Raw genomic sequence first — 22642 nt, 5'->3', positions numbered from 1 at the left:
CGGCCCTGGGGTCAGGATTCATAACCAGCAGATGACGACCGCTGCGAGGGCGCTGGCGGAGAGGAACACCTTGGGACAGCGATCATAGCGTGTCGCCACCCGCCGCCAGTCCTTGAGCCTGCCGAACATGATCCCGATGCGGTTGCGCCGCTTGTCGTATTTGACCGGGGTTTTGCGTTGCTTTCGGCCGGGGGTGACGGGCGACAAGATTTGATCCAGTGGATCAAATCTGCCCCGAACGGCGCGTATCCCTTTGTCTTTCAACGCTTCCCGGAACCAGTCGGCGTCATGGCCGCGATCCCCGAGCAACCAGCCGACCTTTGGCAGGGGGCCGAGCAGTGCCCGCGCGCCGATGTCGTCGCTCACCGGTCCTGCCGTTACGAACAGGTTGAACGGCCGTCCCTTGCTGTCGCAGATGGCGTGCAACTTGGTGTTCATGCCGCCCGTTCTCAGGAAAACGATCCCCCGGATCGTTTTCTGATCGTCGAACTCCGCCTGATCGGGCGGCCCCCCTCTTTCGCGGCCATGCTGGTCGCTGTGCGGTGCGCCTTCAGATAGGTCGCATCGATCATTACGGTCTTCTGCTCGCCGTGTCCGGCCGCCAACCCGGCCATCATCCTGGCGAAGATGCCTTTCTCGCTCCAACGCTTCCACCGGCTGTACAGCGTCTTGTGCGGTCCGTAGGCTTCGGGCGCGTCGCGCCAGCGCAAGCCATTGCGATTGAAGAAGATAATCCCGCTCAAGACCCGTCTGTCATCGACCCGAGGCTTGCCGTGGACTTGGGAAGAAAGGGGCAAGCTTGGCCATCCGCTCGTCAGCCAGTACAGGTCGCGCATGTCACCGCTCCGTTGTGCAGGCCCTGAATCACGCAGCGCGTCGAAAATCAATGCATCCTGACCCTAGCGCTTGTAGGGAGCCATGCCCGCCCGGGCCAGTTCGTCGGCGCGTTCGTTCTCGGGATGACCGGCATGACCCTTGACCCAGGTCCAGATCACCTTGTGGCGGGCCTGCGCCGCATCGAGCCTTTGCCAAAGCTCGACATTCTTCACGGGCTTTTTCGCTGCGGTCTTCCAGCCGTTCTTCTTCCAGCCGTGAATCCAGCCGGTGACACCATTCTTCACATAGGCGCTGTCGGTGACGACGGTGATTTCGGACGGGCGGCTCAGGCTTTCCAGCGCGCTTATCGCGGCCAGAAGCTCCATCCGGTTGTTGGTGGTCGCCGCCTCGCCGCCCGAAAGCTCGCGCTGCTTGACCACGGCATCGCCCTCGCGCGCCAGCAAAAGAACGCCCCAGCCGCCCGGTCCCGGGTTTCCGCTGCAGGCACCGTCGGTATAGGCGAAAAGCTCGGCCATGATCCTGTCCTTCCTGGTCCGGAGGGTGTAGGGTGCGGCGCGCGCGGGGTCAATCGGCGCCCGTCGCTGACCCGAGATCAGGCGGCGCGGCGGGCCAGCAGATAGAGGCTGGCAAAAGGGCTGCCGTCGAAACCCGTGCCGGGCTCGGTCTCTTCGGACTCGACGCTCAGGCCCGCCTGCTCCAGCGCGCAGCGGAATTCGACCGGAGCGACATAGGTGTAAAGCCGCCCGATCCGGTCGCGCGCCTCGCCCTGCCCCTGTTTCATCGCGACCGCGAAGATCCCGCCCGGACGCAGCGCGCGGGCAATGGCGGCCAGATGCGCGGGCAACGCCGCGCGCGGCGCGTGCAGCAGGCTGAAATGGGCCCAGATCCCGTCGAAGGCGGCCTCGGCCGCGAGGTCTGCAAAGCCCGCGACCTCGACCTCGATCCCGTAGCGGGCGCGCGCGGCGGCGGCCATTTCGGGGCAGGCGTCAAGGGCGGTGACACGAAGCCCCGCCGCCGCCATCTCGGCCGCCGCCCAGCCCGGCCCGCAGCCCAGATCGAGCGCGGTGCCGCCCTTGGGCAGGCGCGCGATGAAGGCCGCCAGCCGGTCCTGCGCGACCTGACCGTGATGGATCGCGGAATAGGCTTCGGCCCGGGCCGCGTAGACGGCCAGCGTCTTCGCGTCGCTCACAGCAGCAGCGGCAGCGCGAGGCAGCCCACAGCGACCGCGACCAGCGGCAGGCGCAGCCGCAGCCACCAGGCGGGCGCCAGCCCGATCTTCCAGAAGAAGCCGTCGAGCAAGAGAAGCCCCAGATAGCCCCCGATCAGCGCGACAAGGCTGCTTTCGGGGCCGCCGCCCACCATCAGGAAGGCCCAGATCGCGGGCAGGGCCGAAAGCCCGTAGGCCGGGCCAGCCACGGGACCGTCAGCGCGGCTGGCAAAGCCCCAGAGGATGCCCGACATGAAGACCAGCAACACCGTGCCGTAGAAGTTCAGCAGGTAGATCCCCATGAAGCGGGGGCCGACGGTCTGGATGCCGATATCGAAAAGGCCCGGCACGGCCGCGCTGAGCGTGCCCCACAGAAGCGGCGCGAGCCCGGCCAGGCCCAGCAGACGCGGCGCGCGGGGAATGCCGGTCATGCTTTCTCGAAGGCCAGTTTCAGGCCGAGCCCGGCGAAGACGGCGGCAAAGCCCCGGTTCATCCAGGCCATGACCCGGGCACTGGCCAGCAGCCGGTCGCGGGCGGCGGCGGCGAACAGCCCGTAGCCCAGAAAGACCGCCAGCGTCAGGCCCATGAAGATCCCGCCCAGCGCCAGCATCTCGGCGGTAGCCGTGGCCGGATTGCCCGACAGGAAGGGCGGCAAGAGCGCCAGGAAGAAGATCGAGAGCTTGGGATTGAGAATGTTGATCAGCGCGCCGCGCAGGGCGATGCGGAAAAAGCCGTCGCGCCCGGCCCGTTCGCCGATCTGCAGCGCGCCGCCCTGCCGCACGGCCTGCCAGGCCAGATACAGCAGATAGGCGACGCCCGCGAACTTGACGATCTGAAAGAGAACCGCCGAGGAATGCAGAAGCGCCGCCAGCCCCAGCATGGCGGCGGCCAGATGCGGCACGATGCCGAGGGTGCAGCCCAGCGCGGCAGGCAGCGCAGCCCGGCGCCCCTGACCCAACGACATCATCAGCGTGTAGACGACGCCCGTGCCCGGGGCCAGAACCACCACCAGCGCGGTCAGCAGGAACTGCGCCGAGAGCATCAGGCCAGCTCGCGCACGATGCGCGGCAGGCGGAACTCGATGGTCTCGTCGGCGGTCACGACCTCTTCGACACTCAGGTCGAACCGGTCGCGGAACGCCTGTACCACTTCCTCGATCAGCACGTCGGGGGCCGAGGCCCCGGCGGTCAGTCCGAGGGCCGAGACGCCCTCGAGCGCGCGCCAGTCGATATCGGCGGCGCGCTGCACCAGTTGCGCGTAGTCGCAACCCGCATTGGCGGCGACCTCGACCAGACGGCGCGAATTCGACGAGTTCGGCGCGCCGACCACCAGCAGCGCCTGCACCTTGGGCGCCACCGTCTTGACCGCGCCCTGGCGGTTGGTGGTGGCGTAGCAGATGTCTTCCTTGTGCGGCCCCTCGATATTCGGGAACCGCGCCTTCAGCGCCGCGACCACGCCCACGGTGTCGTCGATCGACAGCGTGGTCTGGGTGATGTAGGCCAGCTGGTCGGGATCGCGCACCTCGAGACCCGCGACCTCGTCGGCGGTCTCGATCAGCAGAACCTCGCCCTCGGGCAGCTGGCCCATGGTGCCGATGGTCTCGGGGTGACCGCGATGGCCGATCATCACCATCTGCTTGCCGTTCTCGTGATGGCGCTGAGCCTCGAGATGGACCTTGGACACAAGCGGGCAGGTCGCGTCGACATAGACCATCGCGCGGCGCTCGGCCTCGGCGGGCACCGCCTTCGGCACGCCATGGGCCGAGAAGATCACCGGCCGGTCGGGCGGGCAGTCGTCCAGGTCCTCGACAAAGACGGCACCCATGTCGCGCAGCCGGTCGACCACGAACTTGTTGTGGACGATCTCGTGACGGACATAGACCGGGGCGCCCCATTTCCCAAGAGCGGCCTCGACGATCTTGATCGCGCGATCGACACCGGCACAGAAGCCCCGGGGGGCGGCAAGATAGAGAGTCAGCGGGGGCTTGGTCATGGGCTCTGTCTCCTGTTCGACTGTCAGAGGTAAACCCGGCAAGGCCGCGCGTAAAGTCCGGGGCTCAGCCAGAGGCCGCCGCGGTGGCCCAGGCAAGCGCGGCATATCGCCCGGTCTTGGCCAGCGTGACCAGCAGCACGAACAGCCAGACCGGCGTGCGCATCATGCCCGCGACCACGGTAAAGGCATCGCCGAAGGGCGCCCAGCTCAGCAGAAGCGACCAGACGCCCCAGCGCCCGTACCAGCGTTGCGCCCGGGCAAGCTGCGCCTCGCTGGCGGGAAACCAGCGGCGGTGGCGGAACCTCTCGATGCCGCGGCCGAGCACGTAGTTCACCACGGCCCCCAGCACATTGCCGATGCTGGCCACCAGGATCAACCAGCCGATGCCGATCTGCCCGGCCAGTTGCAGCCCGACGAAAACCACCTCGGACTGGAATGGCAGGATCGTCGCGGCCCCGAAGGCCGCGGCAAAAAGCGTGACAAGCTGAAGGGTGACGGCGGTGACGGGCATCGCCTCATCAAATGAGATGCGACGCCCGTCTTTCAAGCACGCTGCGAGCACGGAACCGGGTCACGAAGAGGGGGACGAGACAGGGGCCCCGCGGGCGGTCAGGGGTCAGTCGTTCTGGGCCAGTTCCGACCGGGGCTCGGCGCGGGGTTCGCGCGGCGGACGGCCGATCACCTCTTTCAGTTCGTCCAGCTCGATGAAATTGTCCGCCTGGCGACGCAATTCGTCGGCGATCATCGGAGGCTGGCTGCGGATGGTCGACACGACCGAGACCCGGACTCCCTGGCGTTGCAGGCTCTCGATCAGGGGCTTGAAGTCGCCATCGCCCGAAAACAGGACGATGTGATCGACCCGGGGGGCCAGCTCCATGGCATCGACGGTCAGTTCGATATCCATGTTGCCCTTGACCTTCCGGCGGCCCTGGCTGTCGGTGTATTCCTTCGCGGGCTTCGTCACCATGGTGAAGCCGTTGTAGTTCAGCCAGTCGACAAGCGGCCGGATCGGAGAGTAATCGTCGTTCTCGAGCAGGGCGGTGTAGTAGAACGCCCGCAGCAATTTGCCGCGGCGCATGAATTCCTGTCTCAGGAGCTTGTAGTCGATGTCGAAGCCAAGTGCCTTTGCGGCCGCATAAAGGTTCGATCCATCAATGAACAGCGCCAAGCGCTCGTCTCTGTAAAACATCGTTGGTCCTTCTGGTCAGCGCCCGCCGGACGAACGCCGAGAGTGGAACGTGGTAAGGCGCGTGCTTGAAAAACGTAGTCCTGCGGGCTGCCGATGAACATGTAAGGATAGCACCCTATGCCGCAACCAGAAAAATCAACCCCGTCCCGGCCAAAAGGACTGGTTGCCCTCGGCGGCAATGTCGCTTTCGGCGGAGGTTCGCCTGAATCGACCCTGGCCGCGGGCCTCGTCGCGCTGGACAGCGAATCGGTGCACGTCGCAAGGATCAGCCGATTTTACCACACGCCCAGCGTGCCCGAAGGGTCTGGCCCCGATTTCGTGAACGCAGTTGTAGAGATCGCGACCGACCTTGAGGCCCCGGCCCTGCTGGCCCGGCTGCACGCGATCGAGGCCCGGTTCGGCCGCGAACGCCATACCCGCTGGGCGCCGCGGACGCTCGATCTCGATCTGCTCGATCTCGGCGGCGCGGTGCTGCCCGATGCCGCCACCCAGGCGCGCTGGATGGCGCTGTCGCCCGAGGCGCAGGCACGCGAGGCGCCGGCCCGGGCGATCCTTCCCCATCCGAGGATTCAGGATCGGGGGTTCGTGCTGGTACCGCTCGCCGAAATCGCGCCGGACTGGCGTCACCCGGTGCTGGACCGGACCGCGGCAGAGCTGCTAACCGCCCTGCCAGAGGCCGAAATCGGACGGATTTCCCCGGTTTCCGGCCCTTGGACAGGTGTATCCGCTCTTGTCAAGACCTATCCAACCCAATAGATAGGGGCTTCAACTTTCCAATGGAGCGGAGAGACCCATGGCCCGCGTGACGGTCGAAGATTGTGTCGACAAGGTACCGAACCGGTTCGAGCTGGTGATGCTTGCCGCCCATCGCGCCCGCGAAGTCGCTTCGGGTGCGAGCCTCACCGTGGACCGCGACAACGACAAGAACCCGGTGGTGGCGCTGCGCGAAATCGCCGAGGAAACCCAGTCGGCCGACGATCTGCGCGAGCGGATGATCGAGGCGCACCAGACCCAGATCGAGGTCGACGAACCCGAAGAGGATTCGATGGCGCTTTTGATGGGCAGCGGCGCGGTCAGCGAACCCGACCGCCCGTCGGACGACGACATGTCGGAAGAAAAGCTCCTGCGCGCGCTGATGGAAGCACAGGGTCAAAAGTAGGACGGCCGGGGCGCGGACGGATTTGGCGATCCGGCGCGCCCCCCTTCAAGATGGCGACCAGATGATCGACGTCGAAGACCTGATCTCGCTGGTCCACAACTACAACCCCCGCACGGACGAAGACCTGATCCGCCGCGCCTATGCCTATGGGCGCGAGATGCATGCCGGCCAGCTGCGCCGGTCGGGCGAGGAATATTTCATGCATCCGGTCGCGGTCGCCGCGATCCTGACCGAACAGCGGCTGGACGATGCGGCCATCGTCACCGCGTTGCTGCATGACACCATCGAGGATACCAAGTCGACCTTCTCGGAGATCGAGCGCCTGTTCGGCCGCGAGGTGGCCGAGTTGGTCGACGGGGTGACCAAGCTGACCAACCTGCAGCTTGCCTCGAACGAGACCAAGCAGGCCGAGAACTTCCGCAAGCTCTTCATGGCGATGTCGAAGGACCTGCGGGTCATCCTCGTCAAGCTGGCGGACCGGCTGCACAACATGCGCACGATCAAGTCGCTGCCGCCCGAAAAGCAGGTCCGCAAGAGCCACGAGACCATGGACATCTATGCGCCGCTTGCCGGCCGGATGGGCATGCAGTGGATGCGCGAGGAGCTGGAGGACCTGGCCTTCCGGGTGCTGAACCCCGAGGCGCGCAACTCGATCATCCGCCGTTTCATCACGCTCCAGCGCGAATCCGGCGACGTGATCCAGCAGATCACCCAGGACATCCGCAAGGAACTGGACCGCGAGGGGATCGAGGCCGATGTCTTCGGCCGGGCCAAGAAGCCCTATTCGATCTGGCGCAAGATGGAAGAGAAGGGCCAGGGCTTCTCGCGGCTGTCGGACATCTACGGCTTTCGCGTGATCACCCAGACCGAAGGCGACTGCTACCGGGTGCTGGGGGCGATCCACCAGCGCTGGCGCGCGGTGCCGGGGCGGTTCAAGGACTATATCAGCCAGCCGAAGTCGAACGGCTACCGGTCGATCCAGACCACCGTGTCGGGGCGCGACGGCAAGCGGGTCGAGGTGCAGATCCGCACCCGGCAGATGCACGAGGTGGCGGAATCGGGCGTGGCCGCGCACTGGTCCTATCGAGATGGCGTCCGGGCCTCGAACCCCTTCGCGGTCGATCCGGCCAAATGGCTCGCCTCGCTGACCGAGCGGTTCGAGACCGAGGACCATGACGAGTTTCTCGAGCATGTGAAGCTCGAGATGTATTCCGATCAGGTGTTCTGCTTCTCGCCCAAGGGCGATGTGGTCAAGCTGCCCCGGGGCGCCACGCCGCTGGATTACGCCTATGCGATCCACACCCGGATCGGCGACAGCTGCGTCGGCGCCAAGGTCGATGGCATCCGCGTGCCGCTGTGGACCCGGCTGAAGAACGGCCAGTCGGTCGAGATCATCACCGCCGAGGGCCAGCGCCCGCAGGCGACCTGGATCGATATCGTGGTCACCGGCCGCGCCAAGGCCGCGATCCGCAAGTCGCTGCGCGAGGAAGACCGCGAGCGGTATATCAAGCTGGGGCGCGAACTGGCGCGGGTCGCCTTCGAACATCTGGGCAAGAAGGCCACCGACAAGGCGCTTCGGACGGCGGCCAAGACCTTCGGGCTTTCCAGTTCGGCCGAGCTGCTGGCCCGGCTCGGCTCGGCCGAGCTGCGCGCCCAGGACGTGGTCGAGGCGCTGTACCCCGAGCTTGCCAACACCACCGGCGACGAGATCGACGCCACCCGCGCGGTGATCGGCCTGAGCCCGGACGAATCCTTCACCCGTGCGCCCTGCTGCCAGCCGGTCCCGGGCGAACGGATCGTCGGTATCACCTATCGCGGCCGGGGGGTGATCGTGCATGCGATCGACTGCCCGGTGCTGGAGAAATTCGAGGAACAGCCCGACCGCTGGGTCGATCTGCACTGGCATTCGGGCAAGCACCCGGCGGTGCATAACGTGGGCTTCCTGCTGACAATCCGCAACGATGCCGGCGTGCTCGGCCGGATCTGCACCCTGATCGGCGAACAGAAGGCCAATATCTCGGATCTCGAATTCGTCGACAAGAAGCCCGATTTTTACCGCTTGCTTGTTCAAGTGGATCTGCGGGACGTCGAACATCTTCACACCGTGATGACCGCCCTTGAGGCCGAAAGCGACGTGGCCGAGATAGAGAGATACCGAAACCCCGAACGCGCGATGTAAGGGGCCACCCGCCGGAAAGGACCCAAGGCTTGGTATTCAAGCGCCGCGACAGACGAAGCGTCGGCAAGATCCTGCTCGACAGCGTGTATCCGCGCGGCGGATGGGGACGGGCGGCCTATTACATCTCGCACCGCCTGCGCCGCCTGCCCGACACGCCGAACAAGATCGGCCGCGGCATCTTTGCGGGCGTCTTCGCGACCTTCACCCCGTTCTACGGCCTGCATTTCGTGATCGCCGCGGTGCTGGCCAAGGCGATGCGGGGCAACATCCTGGCCAGCCTTCTGTCGACGCTGGTCGGCAATCCGCTGACCTATGTGCCGATCGGGGTGGCGTCGCTGAAGCTGGGGCACTTCCTCCTGGGCACCCGCTTCGACGAGAATGTCGACGAGACGCTCGTGGCCAAGTTCACCGGCGCCGCGCTCGATCTCAAAAGCAACCTGATCGCGCTTTTCACCGATGCGGTGCCGCACTGGGCGCGGCTGTCGACCTTCTATCACGAGGTGTTCCTGCCCTACATGGTGGGCGGCTGCATCCTCGGTGTGGTCGCCGGGCTGATCTCGTACTATGTCAGCGTTCCGGTGCTGACTGCGTATCAGAACCGCCGCCGCGGGCGGCTGAAGAAGAAACTGAGCGAGCTGCGCGCGGCCGCCGCGGTCAAGGCGGAAGACCGGGGCTGACGCCCCTGCCCCACCTGACGCAGGCCAGGCGCGCCCCAGAGGAGAGAAACGATATGGCAGCGACCGGCAACGCGCTTCGGCTCGGCGTCAACATCGACCATGTGGCCACGGTGCGAAACGCCCGCGGCTCGGCCTATCCCGACCCGGTCCGGGCGGCGCAACTGGCCGAGGCGGCCGGCGCCGACGGCATCACCGCGCATCTGCGCGAGGATCGGCGGCATATCTCTGACGCCGATATCGACGGCCTGATGGCGGCGCTGCGGGTGCCCCTGAACCTCGAGATGGCGGCCACCGACGAGATGCAGGCGATCGCGCTCCGGCACCGCCCGCATGCGGTCTGCCTGGTGCCCGAACGGCGCGAGGAACGCACCACCGAAGGCGGGCTCGACGTCGCCGGAGACGAGACGCGGCTGGCCCGGTTCATCGCGCCGCTGGCCGAGGCGGGCTGCCGGGTGTCGCTGTTCATCGGCGCCGATGCCGCCCAGGTCGAGGCCGCGGCGCGGGTCGGCGCGGCGGTGGTCGAGCTGCATACCGGCGCCTATTGCGACCTGCACCACGAGGGCCGGTTCGAGGCCCGCGACGCCGAACTGGCGCGTCTCGCCGCCATGGCGACGCATGCGCAGGGTCTGGGGCTCGAGGTCCATGCGGGTCACGGGCTGACCTACGACACCGTGGCGCCGATTGCCGTCCTGCCCGAGATCCGCGAACTGAACATCGGGCATTTCCTGATCGGCGAGGCAATCTTCCTCGGCCTCGAGGCCTCGATTGCCGGAATGCGTACGCGAATGCAGGCCGCTCGGGGCTAGACGCTCGCGCCCGGCTGCGCAGGCCGGGCGGCCCTGTCGCTTTCGCCCCGGTTCGGGTCCCGACGGGCCCGCGCCTCGCTAGGTTCGCAGGGCCTTCAGCAAGGCCGCCGCCGCAGCCTGTTCGGCCTGGCGCTTGGCACCGGCGGTGGCCCGGGCCTCTTCGCCGGTTTCAAGCCGGGCCGCAATGGTGAAGACCGGCGCGTGGTCGGGGCCTTCGCGGGCGATCTCGACATAAAGCGGCGGCTGCAGCCCGCGCGCCTGCGCCCATTCCTGCAGCGCGGTCTTGGCATCGCGCGCATCCGGCTTGACCTTGTCGATCCGCGCGCCCCAGAGCCGCAGCACCATGTCGCGCGCGATCTCGAACCCGGCGTCGCGATAGACCGCTGCGATCACCGCCTCCATCGCATCCGCCAGCAGCGCCTCCTTGCGGCGCCCGCCCGACATCATCTCGGACCGGCCGAGCTTCAGCACATCGCCCAGCCCGATCTCCCGGGCGACATCGGCGCAGGTCTCGCGGCGCACCAGCGCGTTGAAGCGCGGCGCAAGCTGGCCCTCCGAGGCGGCCCGGTCGGCCTTCAGCAGCGCCTCGGCCATCACCAGCCCCAGCACCCGGTCGCCCAGGAATTCCAGCCGCTGGTTGTCGGGGCGGGTCGGGCTCGACAGCGAGGAATGGGTGACGGCGCGCAGCAAAAGCTCGGGCCGGGCGAAGTCATGGCCCAGCCGCTTCGAGAAGGCGACCAGATCGGCGGCGAGTTTCACGGTCAGTCGATTGCCTTGAAGAACCGGTCGGGGCGCCAGGTCCAGATGAAGAACAGCGACCGCCCGGCCGACGAGAACATGATCCGGTCGGCCCGGCCGATCAGGTTTTCGGCGGGCACGAAGCCGACGCCGCCATTGGCCTGAGCATAGCGGCTGTCGCGGCTGTTGTCGCGGTTGTCGCCGAGGACGAAATATTCGCCTTCGGGGACGGTAAAGACCGGCGTCGTGTCGCGCGCGCCGTTAGCGGTGATGTTCAGCACAGCGTGGCTCACGCCATTGGGCAGCGTCTCGATCGAGCGGCCCTTCATGCAGGTGCCGCCGATGCCGACCGGCGCGTTCTCGCATTCCGGGTAATAGCCCATCGGCCCCTGCTTTTCGTAGGGCTCCTTGAAGATCCCGGCGGGTTCGACCTTGACCGCCTCGCCGTTGATGTAAAGCACGCCGTCGCGCATCTGCACGGTATCGCCCGGCAGGCCGATCAGCCGCTTGATGTAATCCGAATTGCTGACCGGGTGGCGGAAGACGACCACGTCGCCGCGCTCGGGTTCCGAGCCCATGATGCGGCCCGAGAAGGGGCAAAGCCCGAACGGGCAGGAATAGCGCGAATAGCCATAGGCCATCTTGTTGACGAAGAGGAAATCGCCGATCAGCAGCGTGTCCTTCATGCTGCCCGACGGGATCCAGAACGGCTGAAAGAACAGCGTGCGGAAGATGCCCGCGATCAGCAGCGCCCAGAAGATCGTCTTGACCGTCTCCCAGAGACCGCCGCCCGCCTTTTCGTCCGTCTTCGCCATTCGCCCGGTCCTGCCTTGTAGCCGCGCCGAGAGACGGCGCCGGAAATGCCCCCGCTTCATGGGCGTGCCCGCCCGGCCTGTCAAGGCGACCGACACCCTGCCCCCCGATCCGGGGGCCGGCGACGGCCACGCGGCCCGACTAGCCCTTGGGCCGCGCCTCGATCACCACGAAGGCCTGCGCCCAGGGGTGGTCGTCGGTCAGCGAGACATGGACGATGACCTCATGCCCGGGCGGCGTCATCTCGGCCAGCCGCTCGGCCGCCCAGCCGGTCAGCCGCATCACCGGCTGTCCGGTCGGCAGGTTGGTGACCGCCATGTCCTTCCAGGAAATCCCCATTCTCAGCCCGGTGCCCAGCGCCTTCGAACAGGCCTCCTTGGCGGCCCAGCGCTTGGCATAGGTGCCCGCGGCATCGGCCCGGCGCTCGGCCTTGGCCTGCTCGGCCTCGGTAAAGACGCGGGTCCGGAACCGGTCGCCGAATCGCTCCAGCGTCGCGGCGATGCGTTCGATATTGGCCAGATCGGTGCCGATACCCAGGATCATGCGCAAGGCCTCCGTCCGGCGCGGGCGCAGCGCGGCGGCACGCCGCGCTGCCGGGCCCAGCGGGAGGCGACGCGGCAGCGGCGCCGACGGGCGGGAGCGCCCCCGTCCCCGGCGGGACGGACAATCGGAACGGGCAAAACGCTGCGCATCGGGGTCTCCGGATCGGTCGGTTCGCCCGGCTTTACGCCACCCTGTGCGGTCAGGCAAATCCCCAGCCGCCGCGACGGTTGCGTTTCGGCGCCAATGGCGCTTGGCTCGAACCGGACGAACCCGCAGAGGAGAGCGTCATGCGGCTGGAAGACCGGGCAAGCGAGGCCTTCGCCCATCTCGCCAATGCCCCCGGGGCCAGATCCGACCCGAAGGGCACCGCCCGGGCAGTCGCGGCGGCGCTGGAGGCGGCGCCCGACGATCTCGACATCCGGCTCGGGGCCTACCGGTTCTATTTCTACACCCACCGCTTCGCCGAGGCCGTCCCCCAGGCCGAGGCGATCCTGGCCCAGACCGCCCGACGGCTGAACATCCCCGCCGACTGGCGCGCGGTCGGCCCCGCCGACGCGGCCTTCAGCGCGCCCGAGACCGCGCCCGGGCTCTATCTGCAGGCGCTGATCGCGCTGGCCTATTGCCATATGCGGCTCGGCGACATGACGCTGGGATGGGCCTATCTCGACAAGGCGCTGAGCCTCGATCCGACCGACCGCTTCGCGGCATACCGGCTGGTCCGCGCCGCCGATCCCCCCACCGAGGAAGACGAGGACGACCCGGCGGGAGCTTCGGGCCGACGCGCCTCCGGCTGCGACAACCCGCGCAAATGAAATCTCTCCGATGCTTCTTACATCAGCCCCATGGCGGGACCCGGAACCGGCAGCCCGCTTCGGAAAAATCCACAACAGGAGAGCCCCCCATGTCCAATGACCAGACCATCAAGGACCTTCAGACCGCGCTCGAAATGGAAATGACCGCGGGCCATCAGTACCAGTTGCATGCGCAGGTGCTCGACGACTGGGGTCTCGACCTGCTCGCCGCGAAGATGCGCGAAGAGATGCTTGAGGAAATCGGCCATTCCGACCTCTTCATGGAACGGATCATCTTCCTTGGCGGCACGCCCGAGATCCGCTTCCAGAAACAGCCGGTGCGCGCGGAAAGCCTCGAACAGATGTTCGAGATGGATGCCGCCGACGAACAGGAAGCGATCGACGTCTACAGCAAGGCCGCGCAACGCGCCGCCGAGGTGGGCGATATTGGCAGCCGGGCGCTTTTCGAGAAGATCGTGCTGGACGAGGAAGGCCACAAGGGCTGGCTCGACACCCAGCTGGCGCTGCTCAAGCGTCTCGGCGAACAGGCCTACAGCGCCAAGCAGGTCTCGGGACCGGGCGCCGGCGAGGACTGAGGCTCCCTGCCCGCATCCGGCTGGCGCCGGGGCCGCTTATCGCGTAAAGCCCGGGGCTGAACCGGAGGTCTACGCGCATGAGCACACGCAGCGGATTCGTCGCCCTGATCGGAGAGCCGAATGCGGGCAAGTCCACCCTGCTGAACCGGATGGTCGGGGCCAAGGTCTCGATCGTCACCCACAAGGTCCAGACCACCCGCGCCCGGATCCGGGGCGTGGCGATGGAGGGCGACGCACAGATCGTCTTCGTCGACACGCCCGGTCTTTTCCGGCCCAGACGCCGGCTCGACCGGGCGATGGTGGCTGCGGCCTGGGGCGGGGCTGCCGATGCCGATATCGTGGTCCTGCTGATCGAGGCCCATCGCGGCCGGACCGACGGCGTCGACGGAATTCTGGAGGCGCTGCGCGAGCGGGCCGCCGGGGGCCAGACGGTGGCCCTGGCCATCAACAAGATCGACCGGGTCAAGGCCGAGGCGTTGCTGGCACTTTCGGCCGATCTGAACGAGGCCTATCCCTTCGCCAGCACCTTCATGATCTCGGCCGAACGGGGCCACGGGGTCGAGGACCTGCGCGCCTGGCTGGGCGAAACCCTGCCCGACGGCCCCTGGCTTTACCCCGAGGACCAGATCGCCGACCTGCCGATGCGGATGATCGCGGCCGAGATGACCCGCGAGAAGCTGACGCTGCGGCTGCATCAGGAGCTTCCCTACGAGCTGACCGTCGAGACCGAGAAATGGGAAGACCGCAAGGACGGCTCGACCCGAATCGACCAGGTGATCTATGTCGCGCGCGACGGCCACAAGGGGATCGTGCTGGGCCACAAGGGCGAGACCGCGAAGGCCATCGGTCAGGCAGCCCGGGCCGAGATTGCCGAATTCCTCGGCCGTCCCGTGCATCTGTTCCTGCATGTGAAAGTGCGCCCGAACTGGCTCGAGGACTCGGAGCGCTATTCCGAGATGGGCCTCGACTTCCGCGACGGAGACTGACCCGGCGCCTCTTCCGCGCATCCTGCGCCGGGCGCCCGTCCCCCCGTGCCCGGTACGCAACGTCGTCTTTTGCGCGACGAGATCCCCGGGGGGCTGTTCAGCAAACGGTAACCACTTAACCTGATTGAGATAGTCGCGCGCCCGTCGGACGCGTAGGATGATCTTGGCGCAGACCGTCAAACGCGTGGCGGACGGCCGGTTGCGACCGCGATCTGCGGACGTCTCCTTTCGACGGAACTCTTGCGACGGAGTTGACGATGATAACGACGGTGAGTCTCCTGGGCCTGATGGCGGCCGGCGCAACGGCCGATCTGGACGACAGCGTCGGATCTCACGCCCAGGGCGATGACGATAGGGACGGCGCTCTGCCGGACGACGCCGCGCGAGACCCCGCGCCCGACAGCCTGATCGCCTTGCAGGATCTCGACGCCGCATTGCTCGGCGCGCCGCAGGATACCGCCCCGGCTGGCGGCACCGAAGACCTGTCGCGCCCCGACGAGCTTCTGTTTTCCTGGCTGTCCGGCGATGCCGATAGCGAGGATGCGGACGACGCCCATTTCTCGGATGCCGATCTTTCGCCGCAGGACGGCGAAGACCTGCTGGCCGAACTCGACCGGGCCGCCAGTGCCGAAATGGCCGCCGCCGCGGCACCTGACGGCGTCCTGGACGACAGGCTTCTGGCCGATGACGGCCTGGCCGACGGAGAGGACGGCTTTTCCATCGGGGACCTTTTCGATGACGGCGAAGCCCTGCCCACGCTGATCGAGGATTACGACCAGACCGCTGACGCGCTGTTCGTGGTCTATGACAGCGCCGCCCATCCCGACCCGGTGCTGTCGATCGGTGCCGCGGACAGCGGAGCGGAAGACGCGCTGATCTCGATCGACGGCATGCCGCTTGCCATCGTCGCGGGAGCTGCGGCCACCCTGCGGCCCAGCCATCTGAGCCTGGTGCCCGACACGCTGCTATCCGACGCGCTGGCCGCCGGGGCCTGACCGACCGGCCTTGCGTCCCGTGCCAGACCGGCCGACCCGGGACCCGGTGGCTTCCGCCATCCGGTCGGTCCCGTCGTCGCACTGTCTCGGCCACTGCGACGGACCGGATGGCGGCAAGTTCCGCTTTCAAAATGCCCGCGAATCCCCTATACGCCCGCATCCGCCCCGCACTGGGGCGGCACTCTCTCCAAGGGCCTCGCTGGACGACATCCCGGCTTGTGCCATCACCCTCAGACAAGGAGACCCCGATGTCGATCACTGCCGAAGAAAAGACCCGCCTGATCAAGGAATTCGGTGCCAAGGACGGCGATACCGGTTCGCCGGAAGTCCAGGTCGCGATCCTGACCAGCCGGATCAACACGCTGACCGAGCACTTCAAGACCCACAAGAAGGACAACCACTCCCGCCGGGGTCTGCTGAAGCTCGTCGCCCAGCGCCGGAAGCTTCTGGACTATCTCAAGGGCAACAGCGAGGACCGCTATCAGGACCTCATCAAGCGCCTCGGCATCCGCCGCTGAGCCAGGCCGCAGCGCCCGACACGAAAGCCGCGTCCCGAGGGGCGCGGTTTTTTCTTGTGCGGCGCGCGTCTTGTCCGCTGTCCCGGCCGGGCCTGATGCCCGGCGGGGATCAAGCCACGGTCAACTGGCCAGCCCCATCTGGGTCAGCGTGCCGTCCAGCCGGAATTCGGCGGCGAAGGCATGGGGCATCGCCGTGTCGCGAAAGCCCAGATCCAGCACGACGGCGGTTCGGTCGCGGGTCCAGATCGAATTGACATCGAGCGCCAACCACAACGTCTCGGCATCGACGGCGGCGGCATCGGGCGCGGCCGGGAACATCGCCGCGAAAATCCCGGGCTCGTTCTCGTAAAGCCAGGCCGGCACATCGGCGGCGACCCGGTCGTAATTGTCCAGAAAATGCTCGCGCGCCGTTTCGATATGGCGCGGCAGCCGGTCCAGGAACTCGGACAGCGCGGCCATGGTCTCGCGATCCTGCACCGTCGCCAGAACGTCGAGCCCGGCCGGACGGACGATGCCCGGCCCCACCGGCAATGTCGCCTGGCCATCGTCCAGCGGGATCGTCCCGAATGCGGTCGTTTCCATAAGGTTAACTCCTTTGAACCCGTTAAGGTGAGTCGACGCCCCCTGATTACCCGCAAACATCCAAGAAAATTTTACACTCACCAGACCGAACTGGGCATATCCGGTTTTCGGTCAGTGCAATTGCCGCGCATTGGCGGGGATACGCGCCACGACGCGGGGCATTAACGACTTCGTCCTTTCCAAACGGCGCGATTTTCCTTATGTCGCACGCATCTGAGACGTTGTGCCCGGACCCCGGCACTCGAGAGGATAGGAGGGGTCGGCGGCAATGGGGCCGCCATTTCAACGGGAGACCCGGGAACGCCCGGGAGGGCTCCCTTACAGGATACGCTGAATGTTCAACGTGACGACCAAATCGATGCAGTGGGGGGAAGAGACCCTCACGCTGGAGACGGGCAAGGTTGCCCGTCAGGCCGACGGGTCCGTGATCGCCACCCTGGGCGAAACCTCGGTCATGGCCAACGTGACCTTCGCCAAGGAACAGAAAGAAGGGCAGGATTTCTTCCCGCTCACCGTCCACTACCAGGAAAAATACTATGCCGCGGGCAAGGTGCCCGGCGGCTTCTTCAAGCGCGAGGCGCGGCCGTCCGAAAAAGAGACGCTGACCGCCCGCCTGATCGACCGTCCGATCCGTCCGCTGTTCGTGCCGGGCTTCAAGAACGAAGTTCTGGTCATGTGCACCGTGCTGAGCCACGATCTTGTCAACGATCCCGACGTGGTGGCGATGATCGCCGCCTCGGCCGCGCTGACGATCTCTGGCGTGCCGTTCATGGGGCCGATCGCCGGCTGCCGCGTCGGCTTCGTCGATGGCGAATACGTGCTGAACCCCGATGTCGAGGACATGCAGGGGCTGCGCAGCAATCCCGACCAGCGCCTGGACCTCGTGGTCGCGGGGACCCGCGACGCGGTGATGATGGTCGAATCCGAGGCCTATGAGCTGACCGAGGAAGAGATGCTGGGCGCGGTGACCTTCGCCCATGACAACATCAAGCCGGTCTGCGACCTGATCGTCAGCCTGGCCGAAGCCGCCGCGAAGGAACCCTTCGACTTCACCCCGCCCGACTATTCCGAGCTTTGCGCCGCGGTGAAATCGGTCGGCGAAGAGAAGATGCGCGCCGCCTACGGCCATACCGACAAGATGGAACGCATCGCCGCCGTCTCGGCCGCCAAGACCGAGATCAAGGCCGCGCTGAGCGAAGAGCAGCTGGCCGACCCGAACCTCGGTTCGGCGATCAAGAAGCTGGAATCGACCGTGCTGCGGTCGGATGTCGTCAAGAACGGGCGCCGGGTCGATGGCCGCTCGCTGACCCAGGTTCGCCCGATCGTCAGCGAAGTGGGCCTGCTGCCGCGGACCCATGGTTCGTCGCTGTTCACCCGCGGCGAAACCCAGGCGCTGGTCGTGACCACGCTGGGCACCGGCGATGACGAACAGATCATCGACGCGCTGCACGGGAACTATCGGTCGAACTTCCTGCTGCACTACAACTTCCCGCCCTATTCGGTCGGCGAAGTTGGCCGTGTCGGCAGCCCGGGCCGTCGCGAGATCGGCCATGGCAAGCTGGCCTGGCGCGCGCTGCAGGCGGTTCTGCCGGCGCCGACCGACTTCCCCTACACCATCCGCGTGGTGTCCGAGATCACCGAATCGAACGGCTCGTCCTCGATGGCAACCGTCTGCGGCGGCTCGCTGTCGATGATGGATGCGGGCGTGCCGCTGAAAGCCCCGGTGGCCGGTGTGGCCATGGGTCTGGTGCTGGAAGAGGACGGCTCCTTCGCGGTTCTGACCGACATTCTTGGCGACGAGGATCACCTCGGCGACATGGACTTCAAGGTCGCGGGCACCGAGAAGGGCATCACCTCGCTGCAGATGGACATCAAGGTGGCGGGCATCACGCCCGCGATCATGGGAAAAGCCCTGGCCCAGGCCAAGGACGGCCGGATGCATATCCTGGGCGAGATGTCCAAGGCGCTGACCGAAGCTGGCGAATTCTCGGCCTATGCGCCGCGGATCGAGACGATGACCATCCCCACCGACAAGATCCGCGAAGTGATCGGCTCGGGCGGCAAGGTCATCCGCGAGATCGTGGAAGTGTCGGGCGCCAAGGTCGACATCAACGATGACGGCGTGATCAAGATCGCGTCGGCCAATGGCGATGCGATCAAGAAGGCCTATGACATGATCTATTCGATCGTGGCCGAGCCGGAAGAAGGCAAGATCTACAAGGGCACCGTCGTCAAGATCGTCGATTTCGGCGCCTTCGTGAACTTCTTCGGCAAGCGCGACGGCCTGGTCCATGTCAGCCAGATCGAGAACCGCCGCCTGAACCATCCGTCGGATGTTCTGAAGGAAGGTCAGGAAGTCTGGGTCAAGCTTCTGGGCTTCGACGATCGCGGCAAGGTGCGCCTGTCGATGAAGAGCATCGACCAGACGACCGGCGAAGAAGCTCCGAAGGAAAAGGATGCCGAAGCCGAGGAATAAGGCTTCGGGACTGTCCGGACAGGGAGGCGCGGGCCGCGAGGGCCGCGCCTCTTTCCGTTTCCGGGAAAGACGGTTAGCCGGCTAGCCCTTCGCGATGCCGTCCGGGGTCCAGAACGCGCCGTTCTTGCGCGCGGCCCGGATCAGCGCCTTGTGGCGGCGCATCTTCTCGGGGTCGGCATAGGCGCGCGGGTGATCGAGATGCACCAGAGGTGCCGAATAGCGCAGATGCACGCCCTTCACCCCGGCATTGTTCAGCCGCACGCCCAGATGCTTGTCCTGCCCGCCATATTTGATCGTCTCGTCATAGCCGTTGATCTTCAGCAGATCTTCGCGCCAGACCGAGGCATTGGCCCCGCAAAGCGCCCGCGTCACCGGCGAGAGCCGGTCGAAGAGCGCCATGACCGGCACCGGAAACGGCCGGGTCTTCAGCCAGGTCGACAGCTTGCGGATCGCGCGGTGTTCCGCCAGCCAGCGGCGGTCGAAGACGGTGCCGTCCCGCACCAGTCCGGGAGTGACAGCGGCGGTCGCCTCGGCGTCAAGCCGGATCAGGCTGCCGGTCGCGAACCGCCCCGGCCGGGTCAGCGCCAGATGCCGCCCGACGAAATCGGGATGGATCAGCACATCGCCGTCGACGAAGACGATGACCTCGGCCTCGGAGCTGGCAATGGCCTTGTTCAGGATCGCGCCCTTCTCGAAGCCGCGATCCTCGTGCCAAAGATGGCGGACCGCCAGGTCGGGATGGGCGGCGGCGAAGGCCTCGATCGCCGCCTTCGTCTCGGGGCCCGAGCCGTCATCGGCGATGCAGATGCTGCCCGGCCGCACCCGTTGGCAAGCCACCGACTCGAGGCAGAGCGCCAGCGAGCGCGGGTTGTTGTAGGTCGAAAGGATCAGTTCGGATCGCATCGCTGGCCCCCGGGGACATGACGTTCCCCAGATAGGCGCTCCTCCCGGCAAAGCCAAGCGGGAGGAGCGGCCGGGCTTAGCTGGCGCGTCTGACCTTGCGCAGATAGGGGAAGATCTCGTCGACCTCGCCGAACTGCGCCCGCGCGTCCTCGGTCGAAACCGACAGGCCGACGATCACGTCCTCGCCGGGACGCCAGTTGGCGGGGGTGGCGAAGGGGCCGGTCTTGTTGCCCTGGATCGCGTCGAGTACGCGCAGGATCTCGTCGAAATTGCGGCCCACCGTCATCGGATAGATCAGCATCAGCTCGATCTTCTTGTTGGGATTGATGATGAAGGTGGTCCGCACCGTGGCGGAATCGTTCGGGGTGCGGCCGTCGGGCAGATAGGCCTCGGCGGGCAGCATGTCGTACAGCTTGGCGACCTTCAGCCCGTCATCGGCGATGATCGGGAAGGACGCATCGCAACCGGCATAGGTCTCGATATCGGCCTTCCATTTCAGGTGCTCTTCGACCGGGTCGACCGACAGGCCGATGATCTTGGCGTTGCGTTTCGCGAACTCGCCCGAGAGCCGGGCGGCGGCGGCGAATTCGGTGGTGCAGACCGGGGTGAAGTCCTTGGGATGCGAGAACAACACCGCATAGCTGTCGCCGATCCAGTCATGGAAGTCGATCTGACCTTCGGTCGTGTCGGCGGTGAAATTCGGGGCAATATCGTTGATGCGGAGAGCCACGGGAGAAGTCCTTTTCGGCCAATGAAGCGCGTTCCAGTCCTTAGATAGGTTCCAGTTTCTGCACTTGCATCCCCTTTCTTGCTGCAACCGCAAATTGGGCAGGATCAGGGGCGTGGCGGTTCAGAACGGCGCTTTCGCGGCGAAATTCATGCCCGCGCCGCCATCGGGATGGCGCAACCGCAGCGCCTCGGCATGCAGCATCAGCCGGGGCGCCTCGCGGGCCGGGCCCTCGGCATAGAACGGGTCGCCGAGGATCGGATGGCCCAATGCCAGCATGTGGACCCGCAGCTGGTGGCTGCGCCCGGTCTTCGGGAACAGCCGGACCCGGGTCGCGGTCTCTTCATAGCGCACGACGCGCCAGTCGGTGACCGCCTGGCGGCCGTTCTGATGGTCGACCATCTGACGCGGCCGGTTCGGCCAGTCGACGATCAGCGGCAGATCGACGGTCCCGGTCTTGGGCTCGAGCCGTCCCCAGACCCGGGCGACATAGGTCTTCCTGGTCTGCCTCTTCTCGAATTGCAGGCCCAGATGGCGCTGGGCATGGGGCGTCAGCGCAAAGACCATGACCCCCGAGGTGTCGCGGTCGAGCCGGTGCACCAGCAGCGTTTCGGGAAAGACCGCCTGCAGCCGCGCCAGCAGGCAATCGGCCAGATCCGCGCCCTTGCCCGGCACCGACAGAAGCCCCGGCGGCTTGTTCGCCACGAGGATCTCGTGATCGTGGTGCAGGATCTCGAGCGGCGTGTCGGGAGGCGCGTAGCTGTCCATGGGCCGCGCGGTAGCGGGTTCGGAGGGACGGTGCAAGCTCAGAGCGCCGAGGCGCCCAGCAGGACGCCGTACAGGATGAAGCAGGCTGCCAGGACCTGCCGCAGCCGGGTATTCATCACCGCCCCAAGCGCAAGCCCGCCCAGCCAGGCGCCCAGCGCGGTATAGGTGCTGTAGGACAGCGCCGTCAGCGTCAGCGCGGTCGGCACGATGGCGGTCATCTGATTGGCAATGGGCACGCCCGGCTCGACGAATTGCGAGAAGGCGGCGAGGTACCCGGCCACGCTTTTCGCGTTCACCGTCGCGATCAGCAAGGCACGGGTATAGATCGAGGCGCCGGTCGCAGGCCGGGGCGCCACCGCGATGGCCGCATTGCGCCAGCCCCGCACGCCCAGCCAGATGAGCACCGCAGCCCCCGCCAGCTTGGCCCAGGCAAAGACCGTGGGGCTGGCCGCGATCAGCGCGGTGATGCCCGCCGCCGACAGCGTCAGGAACAGCGCCGCCTGGGTCAGGATGCCCGCCACCCCCCAAAGCGCACGCGGCAGGCCATGGCTCATGCCGTTGGTGATGCAGTTGACCGCGTTCGGCCCGGGCGTGGTGACAAAAAGCGCCCAGAAAACCGCAAAGACCGCCCAGGCCCCGAGGCTCATCGGGCGAAGGTCTGGGCCAGCAGCCGCGCCAGCCCCTCGGCATCGGTGGCATCGAAGGCGGCAGGCCGGTCGCTGTCGATATCGAGCACGCCCAGAAGCGCCCCCGACGCGTCATGGACGGGCAGCACGATTTCCGAGCGAGTGGTCGAGGAACAGGCGATATGCCCGGGGAAGGCCTCGACATCCTCGACGATCTGGGTCTCGCCGGTCCGGGCCGCCGCGCCGCAGACGCCCCGCGAGAACGGGATCGTCAGGCAGCCATGGCCGCCCTGATAGGGACCGATCTTGAGCGTCTCATCCCCCACATGACGATAAAAGCCGGTCCAGTCGAAGCGGTCGTCGGCATGGTGCAGCTCGCAGGCCATGGTCGCCATCAGCGCAACCGGATCGGTCTCGCCCTCGGTGAGGGCCGCCAGCGTTTTCGAGAGGGCGTCATAGTCGATGCGCAAGAGAGGGTCCTTTCGTCGGAAGCGCCACGTTGCGACAGACCCTCGCCGATCCGCGCGCCTCTGT

General features: G+C 66.7%; 27 protein-coding genes and 1 pseudogene. 11 read left to right on the top strand and 17 right to left on the bottom strand.

Annotation, left to right across the window (positions count from 1 at the left end; translation table 11 throughout):
- Positions 1-18: 18 nt before the first annotated feature.
- The 8 genes and pseudogenes from EV657_RS07330 to EV657_RS07295 form a co-directional block, all read right to left on the bottom strand.
- Positions 19-807 (bottom strand): annotated as a pseudogene (locus tag EV657_RS07330) (IS5 family transposase).
- 92 nt (positions 808-899) lie between these two features.
- On the bottom strand, positions 900-1352 hold the full coding sequence (gene rnhA / locus EV657_RS07325; RefSeq protein WP_075787220.1) for a ribonuclease HI: 453 nt from the start codon (positions 1350-1352) through the stop codon (positions 900-902).
- Between the two features lie 77 nt (positions 1353-1429).
- Entirely contained in the window at positions 1430-2026 is a 597-nt protein-coding gene (locus EV657_RS07320) for a class I SAM-dependent methyltransferase (protein WP_134077514.1), read from the bottom strand.
- On the bottom strand, positions 2023-2475 hold the full coding sequence (locus EV657_RS07315) for a DUF3429 domain-containing protein (protein WP_134077513.1): 453 nt from the start codon (positions 2473-2475) through the stop codon (positions 2023-2025). Before EV657_RS07315 ends, EV657_RS07320 begins: the two co-directional genes overlap by 4 nt.
- The gene (locus EV657_RS07310; RefSeq protein WP_075787223.1) at positions 2472-3086 is read right to left on the bottom strand and encodes a LysE family translocator; all 615 of its coding nucleotides are present in this window, start codon (positions 3084-3086) and stop codon (positions 2472-2474) included. Before EV657_RS07310 ends, EV657_RS07315 begins: the two co-directional genes overlap by 4 nt.
- Positions 3086-4036, bottom strand: coding sequence for a 4-hydroxy-3-methylbut-2-enyl diphosphate reductase (ispH, locus tag EV657_RS07305; protein WP_134077512.1), 951 nt, complete (start codon positions 4034-4036; stop codon positions 3086-3088). Before ispH ends, EV657_RS07310 begins: the two co-directional genes overlap by 1 nt.
- Before the next feature lie 64 nt (positions 4037-4100).
- Positions 4101-4547 (bottom strand): YqaA family protein, encoded by a 447-nt coding sequence (locus EV657_RS07300; RefSeq protein WP_075787225.1) that lies wholly within the window; start codon positions 4545-4547, stop codon positions 4101-4103.
- A gap of 105 nt (positions 4548-4652) precedes the next feature.
- The gene (locus tag EV657_RS07295) at positions 4653-5225 is read right to left on the bottom strand and encodes a LabA-like NYN domain-containing protein (protein ID WP_113670598.1); all 573 of its coding nucleotides are present in this window, start codon (positions 5223-5225) and stop codon (positions 4653-4655) included.
- Positions 5226-5342: 117 nt separating this feature from the next.
- Between EV657_RS07295 and folK the strand changes: the two genes are divergently transcribed.
- The 5 genes from folK to EV657_RS07270 all read left to right on the top strand — a co-directional run bounded on the left by folK (position 5343) and on the right by EV657_RS07270 (position 10046).
- Positions 5343-5981: a 2-amino-4-hydroxy-6-hydroxymethyldihydropteridine diphosphokinase gene (folK, locus tag EV657_RS07290; protein WP_134077511.1), complete on the top strand. Its 639-nt coding sequence runs from the start codon at positions 5343-5345 to the stop codon at positions 5979-5981.
- A 37-nt stretch (positions 5982-6018) separates the two neighbouring features.
- Complete coding sequence (gene rpoZ / locus EV657_RS07285; protein ID WP_075787228.1) at positions 6019-6384, top strand: DNA-directed RNA polymerase subunit omega; 366 nt, start codon at positions 6019-6021, stop codon at positions 6382-6384.
- Positions 6385-6445: 61 nt separating this feature from the next.
- Complete coding sequence (locus tag EV657_RS07280) at positions 6446-8563, top strand: RelA/SpoT family protein (protein WP_075787693.1); 2118 nt, start codon at positions 6446-6448, stop codon at positions 8561-8563.
- Positions 8564-8592: 29 nt separating this feature from the next.
- A complete protein-coding gene (locus tag EV657_RS07275; RefSeq protein WP_075787229.1) occupies positions 8593-9240 on the top strand; it encodes a DUF2062 domain-containing protein in 648 nt (215 codons plus the stop codon).
- Positions 9241-9293: 53 nt separating this feature from the next.
- Positions 9294-10046, top strand: coding sequence for a pyridoxine 5'-phosphate synthase (locus tag EV657_RS07270; protein ID WP_134077510.1), 753 nt, complete (start codon positions 9294-9296; stop codon positions 10044-10046).
- Between the two features lie 78 nt (positions 10047-10124).
- Here EV657_RS07270 and rnc read toward each other — a convergent pair whose 3' ends face one another.
- From rnc to acpS, 3 genes are all read right to left on the bottom strand, one after another.
- Positions 10125-10805, bottom strand: coding sequence for a ribonuclease III (gene rnc / locus EV657_RS07265; RefSeq protein ID WP_134077509.1), 681 nt, complete (start codon positions 10803-10805; stop codon positions 10125-10127).
- A gap of 2 nt (positions 10806-10807) precedes the next feature.
- Entirely contained in the window at positions 10808-11599 is a 792-nt protein-coding gene (gene lepB, locus EV657_RS07260) for a signal peptidase I (protein ID WP_113670595.1), read from the bottom strand.
- Positions 11600-11738: 139 nt separating this feature from the next.
- Complete coding sequence (gene acpS, locus EV657_RS07255; protein WP_075787233.1) at positions 11739-12140, bottom strand: holo-ACP synthase; 402 nt, start codon at positions 12138-12140, stop codon at positions 11739-11741.
- Positions 12141-12427: 287 nt separating this feature from the next.
- On the opposite strand from acpS, the gene EV657_RS07250 reads away from it, so the two are divergent.
- The 5 genes from EV657_RS07250 (at position 12428) to rpsO (ending at position 16026) form a co-directional block, all read left to right on the top strand.
- Positions 12428-12952, top strand: a complete 525-nt coding sequence (locus EV657_RS07250; protein ID WP_113670593.1) for a hypothetical protein — start codon at positions 12428-12430, stop codon at positions 12950-12952.
- An 89-nt stretch (positions 12953-13041) separates the two neighbouring features.
- Positions 13042-13527, top strand: coding sequence for a bacterioferritin (locus EV657_RS07245; RefSeq protein WP_113670592.1), 486 nt, complete (start codon positions 13042-13044; stop codon positions 13525-13527).
- Positions 13528-13604: 77 nt separating this feature from the next.
- Positions 13605-14513, top strand: a complete 909-nt coding sequence (era, locus tag EV657_RS07240; protein WP_134077508.1) for a GTPase Era — start codon at positions 13605-13607, stop codon at positions 14511-14513.
- 257 nt (positions 14514-14770) lie between these two features.
- Positions 14771-15508, top strand: coding sequence for a hypothetical protein (locus EV657_RS07235; protein ID WP_134077507.1), 738 nt, complete (start codon positions 14771-14773; stop codon positions 15506-15508).
- A 248-nt stretch (positions 15509-15756) separates the two neighbouring features.
- Complete coding sequence (gene rpsO, locus EV657_RS07230) at positions 15757-16026, top strand: 30S ribosomal protein S15 (RefSeq protein WP_113670589.1); 270 nt, start codon at positions 15757-15759, stop codon at positions 16024-16026.
- Between the two features lie 120 nt (positions 16027-16146).
- Here rpsO and EV657_RS07225 read toward each other — a convergent pair whose 3' ends face one another.
- A complete protein-coding gene (locus EV657_RS07225) occupies positions 16147-16608 on the bottom strand; it encodes a hypothetical protein (RefSeq protein WP_134077506.1) in 462 nt (153 codons plus the stop codon).
- Positions 16609-16942: 334 nt separating this feature from the next.
- On the opposite strand from EV657_RS07225, the gene pnp reads away from it, so the two are divergent.
- Positions 16943-19084 carry a polyribonucleotide nucleotidyltransferase gene (pnp, locus tag EV657_RS07220; RefSeq protein ID WP_134077505.1) on the top strand — a complete coding sequence of 714 codons (2142 nt, stop codon included), beginning with the start codon at positions 16943-16945 and terminating at the stop codon, positions 19082-19084.
- Between the two features lie 81 nt (positions 19085-19165).
- Here pnp and EV657_RS07215 read toward each other — a convergent pair whose 3' ends face one another.
- The 5 genes from EV657_RS07215 to EV657_RS07195 form a co-directional block, all read right to left on the bottom strand.
- The gene (locus EV657_RS07215; RefSeq protein WP_134077504.1) at positions 19166-19987 is read right to left on the bottom strand and encodes a glycosyltransferase; all 822 of its coding nucleotides are present in this window, start codon (positions 19985-19987) and stop codon (positions 19166-19168) included.
- Positions 19988-20063: 76 nt separating this feature from the next.
- Positions 20064-20717: a peroxiredoxin gene (locus EV657_RS07210; protein WP_134077503.1), complete on the bottom strand. Its 654-nt coding sequence runs from the start codon at positions 20715-20717 to the stop codon at positions 20064-20066.
- Positions 20718-20837: 120 nt separating this feature from the next.
- Positions 20838-21482 (bottom strand): pseudouridine synthase, encoded by a 645-nt coding sequence (locus EV657_RS07205; protein ID WP_134077502.1) that lies wholly within the window; start codon positions 21480-21482, stop codon positions 20838-20840.
- Between the two features lie 38 nt (positions 21483-21520).
- Positions 21521-22129 carry a LysE family translocator gene (locus tag EV657_RS07200; protein WP_075787244.1) on the bottom strand — a complete coding sequence of 203 codons (609 nt, stop codon included), beginning with the start codon at positions 22127-22129 and terminating at the stop codon, positions 21521-21523.
- Positions 22126-22578: a GAF domain-containing protein gene (locus EV657_RS07195; protein WP_108024326.1), complete on the bottom strand. Its 453-nt coding sequence runs from the start codon at positions 22576-22578 to the stop codon at positions 22126-22128. Before EV657_RS07195 ends, EV657_RS07200 begins: the two co-directional genes overlap by 4 nt.
- Positions 22579-22642: the final 64 nt, after the last annotated feature.

The organism is Rhodovulum visakhapatnamense, from assembly GCF_004365965.1.
In the GTDB taxonomy this organism is placed as follows: Bacteria; Pseudomonadota; Alphaproteobacteria; order Rhodobacterales; family Rhodobacteraceae; genus Rhodovulum; species Rhodovulum visakhapatnamense.
The sequence above is the reverse complement of the archived record's forward strand: the minus strand, read 5'-3'. Positions and strand labels throughout refer to the sequence as shown.